Raw genomic sequence first — 10,541 nt, 5'->3', positions numbered from 1 at the left:
TCCCCCCCCCCCCCCCCCCCCCCCCCCCCCCCCCCCCCTTCTCCCCCCCCCCTCCCCCCCCCCCCCCCCCCCCCCCCCCCCCCCCCCCCCCCCCCCCCCACGCGGGCGGGCTCGGCGCTCGGACGAGCCCGGCTCCGCCTGTGGTCGCGGCAGCTGCCTTTCAAACTCGGGGAGTTCCCGGGGAAGGCGTACGGGCGGGGCTCAGCAGTCGCAGCCGCAGTCGCAGCCGTCACACCCGCAGCCGTCACAGCAGCCGCCGTCGCCACAGCACTGGCAGCAGTCCCCGCACCCGCTGCAGTCCCCGCAGTTGCAGTCGCAGTCGTTCCGGACGCACCAGCCCTGGCGGTGCTCGCGCGAGAACGGGTCGTTGTGGTCGCAGCACATCAGCTGGCACGTGCAGGCCATCAGCGCCCAGACCGCGCAGCCCGCCAGGAGGTTGCGGCGGTGCGGCGGCCGGGCGCCGGGCGGGTCGAAGCCCGGACCCTGCGGCACCCACGGTGGGACGGGCGCGCCCGGACCGGTCGGAGGCGCCTGGTTCGGGTCGTACCCGGGCGGCGTCTGGTAGGGGTTGGAGGCGTCCGGCGCCGCCCCCGGCACCGTCCGGGTCTTGCAGGCGGCGGCGTGCGAGGCCGGGCCGAAGACCCGCTCGATCGCGCGCTCGGTCTCGTGCGCCAGCAGGACGTGCACCAGCGCCCGGTCGGTCAGCTCCACCTCGCGCAGCGCGAGCCGGATGCCGTGGACGGCGTCGCGGCAGAGGCGCTCGGCCTCCGCCCGGTCGGTGCCGGTCGCGGTGAGCGGGTTCCAGGCGCCGGCCGCGGTGTCCTCGGCCTGGTCCTCGGCGGCGTCCAGCAGGTGGGCGAGCCGGCCGAACAGCCGCCCCGCCTCGGCCAGCGGCGCGGCGTTGCCGGGCCGCCCGGCCAGCACGGCGGTGTGCGCGAAGGCGGCCGAGGTGGCGCTCTCGGTGGGCTCGGTGACCAGCAGGACGGACCCACCCGGCCCCAGCCCGCGCTCCAACTCGCCCTGGCGGGCGGCGGCGTCGAGCAGCACGGCGGTGTCGAAGCCGACCACCGAGGCGCTGCCCGCGCTCTTCCGGTCCCAGCGCCTGGTCACGGCGCGTGCCCCGGCCGCGACCGGCCGGCGGGCGAACACGCCGTCCCCGTCCTCGACATGGTCACGGATCTTCACCGAGGCGAGCGCCAGCGAGACCGCCGCCGCCAGTCGCGCGCCCTCGCCCTTGGCGACCGACGCCGTCCGCATCCCCCGCAGCGGGCACGGCCCGGCCGTGCGGCGCCAGGAGGCGTCGTCCTTCGCGCTCTGTGCCTCGACCAGCACCGAGATGATCAGACCGTCGTAGTTGGTCGCGGTCCGCGCCAGCTGTCCGTGGTCGTCCCGAAGGGCGAGGCAGAGCCCGCACAGGTGCGCCATCCACGAGCTCTGCAACCGCTCGGAGAGCCGGTGGCGACACGGCCTGATGATGCCGAACATGATCCCCCTTGACTGCCTGGGCCTTGACCGGCCCCTGGTCGCGGACATCATATGACCAGCTGGCCGGGGTCCCGAGGGGGTGCGAGAGGCGACGGCGCGCTCGGTGGCGTGAGGTCCGGTGGCGCGGCGGTCCGGTGGCGCGGCGGCCCGGTTGGCGGCGTGCGGGCTCAGCCCGAGCGCAGCGTCGTCGCCGCCTTGTAGGTGCGCAGCACGGGCGCCGTCTCGATCCGCGTGACCGCATCCCACGCCACCCGCCGCGTCAGGTAGTGGTGCAGGGCCTCCGCGTCCCGGCACAGCGCGTGCGCGACCAGGTTCGTCGGGCCGGTCGTCGCCGCGACCACTGCGAGCTCCTCGTGCCCGGCCAGCGCGGTCGCCACCGCATCCAGGTGCGCGGGTGCCACCTGCATCCACAGCAGCGCGGACACCGTCACGCCCAGCAGCCCCGGATCGATGTCCACATCGAAGAACAGCGCTTCGCGCGCCCGCAGTTCGGCCAGCCGGCGGGCCACCGTGGCCGCGGTGGTGCCGGTCGCGGCGGCCAGGTCCGCGTAGTTGAGGCGCGCGTCCTCGCGCAGCGCCGACAGCAGCAGGCGGTCCGCGTCCGTCAGGAGGTACGCGGGGGCGTCGGGGGCGTCGGGGGTCGTGGCGTCCGGATCGTGCGGGCCTCCGTTCCCGGCGCTCAGCCGCGCCTCCTGGTCCGCGTCCAGGGCGTCGATCCGCCCGCGCCACGCGGTCGGCCCGCCGAGGTAGGTGTGGAGCAGGTAGTGCGCGGAGACGGCGGTGATCCCCGCTGTGCGGGGGATGTCGCGCAGCAGCAGCGTGTGCGCGTCCGGGCCCGTGGGCGCGGTGTGGATGATCGCGACGATCTCGGTGCCGCCGGAGGTCAGCCGTACCCAGGAGGTGTCAGGGCGGCGGGCGAGCGCCAGCGCGATGTCGTGCGCGCTGCGCGTCGCGGCGGTCAGCCGCACGAACCACTGGTGCATGCCGGAGCTGCGGGGTGTGGGCAGGGCGACCACGCGCAGCCCGGCCTGCGCGTGCAGGCGGCGGTAGCGGCGGACCACCGTCTGCGTCGAGGAGCCGAGGACGTCGGCGATGAGCGTGAACGGCGCCCGCGCGTCCACCTGCAGGGCGTGGATCAGGCCCCGGTCCAGATCATCCAGTTCGAGCACAATCGCCAAACTAGCCGACCTTGGTGGAAGTAATCACCCATGACGGTCGAAGAGATGGAAGTTCGTCCGGGTCGGGCGGCACGGTGGTCACCGGCCGCCCGCCGCACCGCGAGCCCGCGGCACGGCGACCGTGCCGCACCGCGAGCCCGCCGTCCGCGGCCCCGGCCACCACCGACACACCCGCGCCGTCCCCTGGGGAGACCCGTGTCCCACACCACGAACCGCACCGCCGACCGCACCCGGCCCACCCCACCCGGGTCGCGCCGCCGCGGGTTCGCCCTGGCCGCGGTGCTCACCGCCGAGGCGATGAACCTCCTCGACGCCACGATCGTCCAGGTCGCCGGCCCCGTCATCCACGCCGACCTCGGCGGGGCAGCGGCCACCATCCGTGGTTCAGCGCCGCCTACACCCTCGCGTTCGCCCTCGGCCTGCTGACCGGCGCCCGGCTCGGCGACATCGCCGGCCGCAAGCGGGTCTTCCGCATCGGTGTCATCGCGTTCGCCGCCACCTCCCTGGCCTGCGCGCTCGCACCCGGCGCCGCGACGCTGATCGCGGTGCGTGCCGTGCAGGGCGGGGCCGCGGCCGTGATCATCCCGCAGACGTTCGGGTTGATCCGCGCGATGTACGACGGTGACGAACTCACCCGGGCGCTCGGCATGATCGGCCCCGTCATGGGCCTGTCCGCGGTGCTGGGCCCGGTCCTCGGCGGCGTCCTGACCCACGCCGACCTGCTCGGCTCCTCGTGGCGCGCCGTCTTCCTCGTCAACCTCCCCCTGGCCGCCGCCGTCCTGGCCGCCAGCCCGCACCTGACCGAGGACCGCGCACCGACCCCGCCCCGCCTCGACCCGGTCGGTACCGTCCTCGCGATGCTCGGCACCGCCCTGGTCGTGTGCCCGCTGGCCACCGGCGGCCCCTCGCCCGCCGCGTGGGCCGTCGCCGCCGCGGGCACCGCGGTCCTGGGGGTGTTCGTCGCCCACCAGCGCCGCACCGCCCGCCGCGGCCACGCGCCGCTGATCGAACCGGCCCTGCTGCGCGGCCGGGCGTTCCCCGCCGCGCTGGCCACCTCGACGCTGTTCTTCGCGGTCATGAACGGCGTCATGATCACCGTCGTGCTGCACCTCGAACTCGGCCTCCACGACGGCCCGCTCACCGCGGGACTCACCCTGCTGCCGTGGTCCGCCGGACTGGCGGTCGGCTCCTGGGCGGCCGGCGCCCACCTCGTCCCCCGGTACGGGACGCGCGTCTTGCACACCGGCATCGTCGTTCTCGCGGTCGGCCTGGCGGCCGCCGTCCTCGCGTACCGCACCGCGGGCCCCGGCAGCTACCCGGCGGCGCTGCCCGCGGCCCTCGCCGTCGCCGGGCTGGGCACCGGCCTGTTCACCCCGCCGTTCTTCAGCACCGCGCTGAGCGGCGTCGGCCCGCAGGAGACCGGCTCGGCCGCGGGCCTGCTCAACGCCGTCCAGCAACTCGGCGGCACCCTCGGCGTCGCCGTCGTCGGCGGCGTCTACCTGGGGGCGGGCGGCAGCGCGCGCACCGCGGCCCAGCATGCCCTCTGCGCGGCCGCGGTGATCCTGGCCGCGACGGCGACGGCGGCCGCGGCGATGACCGCACGCCCCGCCCGCCACTGACGGCCCGCAGCCGGCCGCGGCTGACCGGGCCGGCCGGCCCTCCGCCGGTGGTGTCCACGGGGACGCCGCCGGCGGCGGGACAGTAGTAGCCGTCGAGGACCGGACGACCACGGGACACCTCACACGCTCGGTGGGTCACGTCCGCGGTTCGGGGAACCGCACTCAGGCACGGCGAACTGACGGGTCGAAGAGGCGGCCCGGGCCATGCCGAGGGTGCCTGCGGGGGCGCGGCTAGCCTGTTTCGCGTGATCGGGAAGAGCGCCGGGCCGCGAATATCCAATGTGCTGGCGCCAAGCGGTCCCCAGCGCGCCCTGATCGTCGCGAGCTTCGTCAATCGGGTGGGCAACGGGCTGTGGTGGGCGGTGGCGGGCGGTCCGGGCGGGGATGGTCGCGTGGGCCGGCACGTCGCCAGGGGCCGCAGGGCGCAGGGGGACCGCGTTGCCGTGGAGGGTGCCCCGGCATTGACCACGACAGCAGCGGGACGAGCCCCTGCGGTCGATCTCACATCCGGGATAGCATCGCGGATATGGGAATCGACACGGCCGCCGACGAGCGGCTGGCTGTCCGCCTTGCCGAGCTGCGGCTTGAACGCGGGTGGACCTTGGAGGAGTTGGCGCGGCGAGCGGATGTGAGCCGGTCGACGCTGTCGCGGGTGGAGCGGGCGGAGGTGAGCCCGACGGCGGCGTTGCTGGGGCGGCTCTGCTCGGTGTACGGGCGGACGATGTCGCGGCTGCTGGCCGAGGTCGAGTCGGCGCCGGCGCGGTTGGTGCGGGCCGGGGAGCAGGCGGTGTGGCGCGACGAGGCGACCGGGTTCGTACGGCGGGCGGTGTCGCCGCCGCACGCGTCGCTGCGGGCGGAGGTCGTCGAGGGTCGGCTGCCGGCGGGGGCCGACATCGCGTACGACCGTCCGTCCGTCCCCGGGCTGGAGCATCATCTCTGGCTGCTGGAGGGCGGGTTGGAGCTGACGGTCGACGGGGAGCCGCAGTTGCTCGCGGCCGGTGACTGCCTGCGATTCGTCGCCGAGACCACCCGGTTCCGGTGTCCGGGCCCGGGCGAGGCCCGCTACGTGCTGGTGGTGGTCGTACCGTGAAGCCGTCCTCCGCCGGTGCGATAGCCGCGGCGCCCCGGGAGCGGTTCGACGCTGCGGGGCGCCGGGTGCTGCTGGTCTGTGTCGCGGGCGGGTTCACCACCCTGCTCGACCAGTCCGTGCTCAACACCTCGATCCCCGCACTGCGCGAGAGCCTGCACGCCCAGCCCGCCCACCTGCAGTGGATCGTGGCCGGGTACTCGCTCGCCTTCGGGCTGGCGCTGGTGCCCGGCGGGCGGCTCGGGGACGTCCGGGGCCGCAAGTGGTTCTTCGTCACCGGCCTCGCGCTGTTCACCGCGGTGAGCCTGCTCTCGGCGACCGCCACCGAGCCGTGGGTCCTGGTGGCCGCCCGGCTGCTCCAGGGGGCGGGGGCCGGGCTGGTCAACTCGCAGATGATCGGAACCATCCAGGACGTGTTCAGCGGGCAGCTGCGGGCCCGGGCGCTCGGCATGTACGCCGTGACCGGCGGGCTCGCGTTCGCGCTCGGCCCGCCGGTCGGCGGCGCGGTGCTGGCCGCCGTCGGGCCCGAGCACGGCTGGCGGCTGACCTTCCTGCTCAACGTGCCGTTCGGGCTGGCCACCGTCGCCCTGGCCGCCCGTTACCTGCCGCGGCCGCGCCCGAGCGCCCGGCACGCCGACCTCGACCTGGTCGGGCTGCTGCTGGTCGGCGCGCTGACCCTGACCCTGATGCTGCCCTTCGTCCAGCCGCCCGCCTGGACCGGCTGGCTCGCCTTCGCGGCCGGCGCCTGCCTGTTGCTCGGCGCGCTGGTCTGGTGGCAGCGCCGCTACGCCCGGGCCGGCGGCCACCCGCTGATCCATCCGGCGCTGACCCGCTCCGCGCCGTTTGCGCTGGGGACGGCGGTGGCGATGGCCCAGTTCGGCTCCTCGCTCGCGGCAGGGCTGGTGCTGACCATGTTCCTGCAGGACGGCCTCGGGCTCTCCCCGATGGGTGCGGCGCTGGTCTCGCTGCCCTCGGCGGTGTCCATGGGGGTCGCCTCCGCGCTCGCCTGGCGGGTGGTGCAGCGGTTCGGCCGGCGGACCGTCACCGTGGGTATGACCGGCTCGGCCCTGGTGATGCTCACCGGCGGGTTGGTGGTCCACTGGGGGCCGGCGGGTGTGCTGCCCTGGCTGCTCGCCGCGCTGCAGCTGCTCGGCGGCGCCGCCGTGGGCCTGATGGGGGCCACCAACCAGGCGTACGTGCTGCGGCACGCGCCCGCCGAGGCGGCCGGGGTGAGCGGGGCGATCCTGCAGATGACTCAGCGGATCGCGGCGGCGGTCAGCGTCTCGGCGCTCTCCGGCGTCTACCTGCGGGCGACCGGGGGCGGCGGCGGGCACCGGGCGGCGTACACGTACGCGAGCACCGTGTGTGCGGCGGTGGCCGGGCTGGCGGTCCTGGCGTCGGTGTGCGCGGGCCGGGCGTCGGCGGCGCGGGAGGCCGAGGCGGCGGCCGAAGGAGCTGTGGCCGAAGGAGCGGCGGTTCGCGAGGAGTCGGTTCGCGAGGAGGAGGAGCCGGTTCACGAGGAGGCGGTTCGCGGAGCGGAGGCTCAGGAGGCCGTGCTCGGCCCGCCAGACGTACGGGCACAGCAGTAGCGGCCACCGGCAGCGCACTGTTGAGCGGTGGGCGAACGGACGGCCCGGGTGCGGCAGCCGCGACATACGGTGAGCGCCATGACTGGTCATCGGATCGTAGAGCTTCCCGAGGTCACCCTCGCCTACCGCGAGCACGGCACTCCCGGCGCCCCGCCGCTCGTCCTGCTGCACGCGCTCGGCGAGCGGGCCACCGACTGGGACGGCGTCCTGCCCGGCCTTGCCCCGCACCACCACGTCCACGCGCTCGACCTGCGCGGCCACGGTGACAGCGGCCGGCCCGGCCGGTACAGCTTCGAGCTGATGCGGGACGACGTCCTCGGCTTCCTGGACGCGCTCGGGCTGGACCGGATCGACCTGGTCGGCCACTCGATGGGCGGTGTGGTCGCCTACCTGCTCGCGCAGGAACACCCCGGGCGGATCGGCCGGCTGGTGTTGGAGGACATCCCGGCGCCCTACCCGCGCCCGGCGACCCCGGTGGCCGACGCGCCTGCCGAGCCGGTGGGCTTCGACTGGGCGGTGGTGAAGGCGATCAAGAGGCAGGTCGACACCCCGGAACCGGTCTGGCTGGAGCGGATGGTGGCCATCACGGCGCCCACCCTGGTGGTGGCCGGCGGTCCGGCCAGCCACGTGCCCCAGGACCGGATCGCCGAGATGGCCGACCGGATCCCGGACTGCCGGGTGGTCACCATCGAGGCCGGGCACCTGGTGCACCACCTGCGGCCGGCGGAGTTCGTCGCGGCGGTCGCGCCGTTCCTGAACCCCGCCGGCCGTGGCTGACGTACCGTCAGACGCCGTGCTCGGCCGGGAGGCGGCCCGCCCGTATGGCCGCGAGCAGGTCGGCGTGGTCGGCCTCGGTGCGGTCGGCGTAGGCCACCGCGAAGGCGGAGACCGCCTCGTCCAGTGCCTCGTTCTTGCCGCAGTAGCCGGTGATCACGCCCGGGTCGGCGGTGTGCGCGTGGGCCCGGGCCAGCAGGGCGCCGGTGATCCGGGCGTAGTCGTCGAGCTGGCCGGGGAGCAGCGCCGCCGGGTCCACGCTGCCCTTGCGGTTGCGGAACTGCCGGACCTGGTAGGGCAGTCCGTCCACGGTGGTCCAGCCGAGCAGGGTGTCGCTGACCACCTGCATGCGCTTCTGGCCGAGCACCACTCGGCGGCCCTCGTGGGCGTCGGAGGCCGGCGCCACCGGGAAGCCCGCACGGGCCAGGTGGGGCAGCAGCACCGACGGGCGCGCCTCCTTCACCTGGAGCACCAGTGGCTGTTCGCGGTGGTCGGTGAGCAGGACGACGTACGAGCGGGTGCCGACGCTGCCGGTGCCGACCACGCGGAACGCCACGTCCTGCACGTAGTGGCGGGAGAGCAGCGGGTGCAGCTCGGCGGGCACGGTCTGCACGTACAGGCCGAGCGACGCGGCGACCGCGCCGGCGGTCGCGTCCGACACCTCGCTGAGGACCGGGGGAGCGGCGGTGAACCGCCAACCCCCCTCCTCCGTCCGGACGGTGGACTTGGCGGCGAACCTGGCGCTGGTGTTGCCGAGCGCCTTGGCGCCGACCTTCTGCAGCGCCTCGGCCAGGTCGTGCGCCTGGGCGAAGGAGACCAACTGGTCGTCGGCGACGGCGTTCCAGGCGTCCAGCGCGGGCAGCTTGGCCAGCGTGCGCATGGTCCGGCGGTAGGAGCCCGCCGCGTCGAAGGCGGCCCGGCGTGCGGTCGTCTCGTCGGCGCCGATCTCACGGCCGGCCAGCACCAGGCTGGCGGCGAGCCGCTTGAGGTCCCACTCCCACGGGCCGGGCACGGTCTCGTCGAAGTCGTTGATGTCCATGACCAGCCGGCCGCGGGCGTCGCCGTAGAGGCCGAAGTTCGCGGCGTGCGCGTCGCCGCAGAGCTGGGCGGTGATCCCGGTGGCCGGGGTGGTGGCGAGGTCGGCGGCCATCAGGCCGGCCGCGCCGCGCAGGAAGGCGAACGGGGTGGCCGCCATCCGGCCGAGCCGGATCGGCACCAGGTCGGTGAGGCGGCCGGCATTGGACGCCTCGATCGCCTCGACGGCGGTCGGCCGGTCGGCGGCGGGCGCGAACTCGGCGTGCCGCTCGCGCGGGGTGCGCTCGCGCAGCGCCTTGCCGCGCTCGCGGGCGCGGCCGTCGTGGCGCGGCGCGAACCCGTCCACGGCGAACCGCCGCTCCGGCCCCGGGCCGTCCTCCATCGCGTCCGCCCGCAGGCCGGACCCCTCCACCGCTTCGGTCAGCTGCGTCACTGCGCCCCGCCCCCGTCTGTCTGTCGTTCCCGCCCGCGACCTGCGCGGACCCGGCCCCTCGGCGGGCCGGGCAGCAGGCTACCCGGTGCCGGGGCCGCGTTCGGACCGGCCTGCGGGTCCGGCCTGTCGGGAGGGAGGGACGCCGAGCGGGTGGTGGCGGTTCCGGGGGTGGGTCGTGACAGATCCGCGGGCCCGCTGCGGGGAGGGCGCGGGTGGGCGGCCGCCCCGGGCAGGACAAGCAGGACAAGCAGGACGGGCAGGGCGGGCGGTGCCGACCAGGACGTCCGGCACCTGGACCGATGAATCGAGCCGATACATCGAGGCGGCGGCTTGCCTCCTCCCTCCGCCGGCGCTCAGGCCTTGGCCCGGCGGCGGGCGACGAAGTAGCCGATGACCATTCCTGTCGCGAGCGTCCCGGTGAGGACGACCCAGAGCGGCAGTGTGACGGTGGCGACCCACAGGGTGATGGACACCGATTCGGTGTTGGCCGCGATGAACCAGACGGCGAGCACCGCGAGGACGGTGACCCCGATCGTACGCAGCCGCACGTCGCGTCCCTTGACCGTGACGGTCGGCGGACGATGCGGCGGGGGAGTGTTCTGCGCCATCTCCCCAGTATGGTGCGCTCCGCGGGCCGGGGCCTGTCCGAGGAGCGGGCGGTGGGGGTCTCGCCCCCGGACGGCGTGTGTGTGCCCCCGCGATCCGGAGCCGTTGGTGATCGCCGCGGCGGGTGTGTCTAGGCTGACCGGCGTGGATGATCTTCGGGGGAAGCGGGCCGACCGGGCCGTTCGCGCGGCGGCCGTGGTGGCCTCGGTCCTGACGGTGGCGGCCGGGCTCGGCGTCCGGGGGGTGCTCGGCGGCGAGTTCGCCAAGTACGCGGGGGACGCGCTGTACACGGTGCTGGTGTACGCGCTGGTGCTGCTGGCCGCCCCGCGGCTGCGCCCGCTCACGGCCGCGTCGGCGGCCGCCGTGCTGAGCTGGGCGGTGGAGCTGTTCCAGCTCACCGGTGTGCCGGACGAACTGGGCCGCCGGAGCGCGCTCGCCCGGTTGGTCCTCGGCTCCACCTTCAACCCGCCGGACCTGCTCTGGTACCTGGTCGGAGCCGGGGGCGCCGCGCTGCTGCACAGCGCCGCCGCAAGCTTCGGCAGGACCACCCGCTCGCGCGCGGTCCGCCGGGGCTGAGCCCCCCGAGTGCCCGGCCGAGCGGGGGGGGGCGCCCCGCCGGGCGGGGGGGGGGGGACGCCCCCGCGGTGCGTGCTCACCGGCACGCAGCGGGGCCGTAAAAGGGAACCCTCCAGTACTCCAGTCATACGTCACGATCTGGTTCGATGGCCTTCGGGG

At 75.6% G+C, this 10,541-nt stretch carries 10 protein-coding genes; 6 read left to right on the top strand and 4 right to left on the bottom strand.

The window, feature by feature from the left end:
• Positions 1 to 201: 201 nt before the first annotated feature.
• Positions 202 to 1,485, bottom strand: a complete 1,284-nt coding sequence (locus ACZ6NC_RS34125; protein WP_465737743.1) for a DUF5685 family protein — start codon at positions 1,483 to 1,485, stop codon at positions 202 to 204.
• Between the two features lie 167 nt (positions 1,486 to 1,652).
• Positions 1,653 to 2,654: an Lrp/AsnC family transcriptional regulator gene (locus ACZ6NC_RS34120; protein WP_465737742.1), complete on the bottom strand. Its 1,002-nt coding sequence runs from the start codon at positions 2,652 to 2,654 to the stop codon at positions 1,653 to 1,655.
• 204 nt (positions 2,655 to 2,858) lie between these two features.
• Here ACZ6NC_RS34120 and ACZ6NC_RS34115 point away from each other — a divergent pair, with 204 nt between their 5' ends.
• The 5 genes from ACZ6NC_RS34115 (at position 2,859) to ACZ6NC_RS34095 (ending at position 7,735) form a co-directional block, all read left to right on the top strand.
• A complete protein-coding gene (locus tag ACZ6NC_RS34115; RefSeq protein ID WP_465737802.1) occupies positions 2,859 to 3,089 on the top strand; it encodes a hypothetical protein in 231 nt (76 codons plus the stop codon).
• Complete coding sequence (locus ACZ6NC_RS34110; RefSeq protein WP_465737800.1) at positions 3,083 to 4,282, top strand: MFS transporter; 1,200 nt, start codon at positions 3,083 to 3,085, stop codon at positions 4,280 to 4,282. The genes ACZ6NC_RS34115 and ACZ6NC_RS34110 overlap by 7 nt, the downstream gene beginning before the upstream one ends.
• 526 nt (positions 4,283 to 4,808) lie before the next feature.
• The gene (locus ACZ6NC_RS34105) at positions 4,809 to 5,372 is read left to right on the top strand and encodes a helix-turn-helix domain-containing protein (RefSeq protein WP_465737741.1); all 564 of its coding nucleotides are present in this window, start codon (positions 4,809 to 4,811) and stop codon (positions 5,370 to 5,372) included.
• Positions 5,369 to 6,958: an MFS transporter gene (locus tag ACZ6NC_RS34100; protein ID WP_465737740.1), complete on the top strand. Its 1,590-nt coding sequence runs from the start codon at positions 5,369 to 5,371 to the stop codon at positions 6,956 to 6,958. The genes ACZ6NC_RS34105 and ACZ6NC_RS34100 overlap by 4 nt, the downstream gene beginning before the upstream one ends.
• A gap of 78 nt (positions 6,959 to 7,036) precedes the next feature.
• Positions 7,037 to 7,735, top strand: a complete 699-nt coding sequence (locus tag ACZ6NC_RS34095) for an alpha/beta fold hydrolase (RefSeq protein WP_465737739.1) — start codon at positions 7,037 to 7,039, stop codon at positions 7,733 to 7,735.
• Between the two features lie 7 nt (positions 7,736 to 7,742).
• Here the strand turns inward: ACZ6NC_RS34095 and ACZ6NC_RS34090 are convergent, their stop codons facing one another.
• Together ACZ6NC_RS34090 and ACZ6NC_RS34085 are read right to left on the bottom strand one after the other, a co-directional pair.
• Positions 7,743 to 9,149, bottom strand: a complete 1,407-nt coding sequence (locus ACZ6NC_RS34090) for a DUF2252 domain-containing protein (RefSeq protein WP_465737799.1) — start codon at positions 9,147 to 9,149, stop codon at positions 7,743 to 7,745.
• Positions 9,150 to 9,553: 404 nt separating this feature from the next.
• Positions 9,554 to 9,808 (bottom strand): LapA family protein, encoded by a 255-nt coding sequence (locus tag ACZ6NC_RS34085; RefSeq protein WP_465737738.1) that lies wholly within the window; start codon positions 9,806 to 9,808, stop codon positions 9,554 to 9,556.
• 142 nt (positions 9,809 to 9,950) lie between these two features.
• On the opposite strand from ACZ6NC_RS34085, the gene ACZ6NC_RS34080 reads away from it, so the two are divergent.
• Entirely contained in the window at positions 9,951 to 10,382 is a 432-nt protein-coding gene (locus tag ACZ6NC_RS34080; RefSeq protein ID WP_465737737.1) for a ribosomal maturation YjgA family protein, read from the top strand.
• Positions 10,383 to 10,541: the final 159 nt, after the last annotated feature.

The sequence above is a fragment of the Kitasatospora sp. NPDC041988 genome, assembly GCF_055588525.1.
Note: the sequence above shows the minus strand (reverse complement) of the source record. Positions and strands in the feature narration are given on the sequence as shown.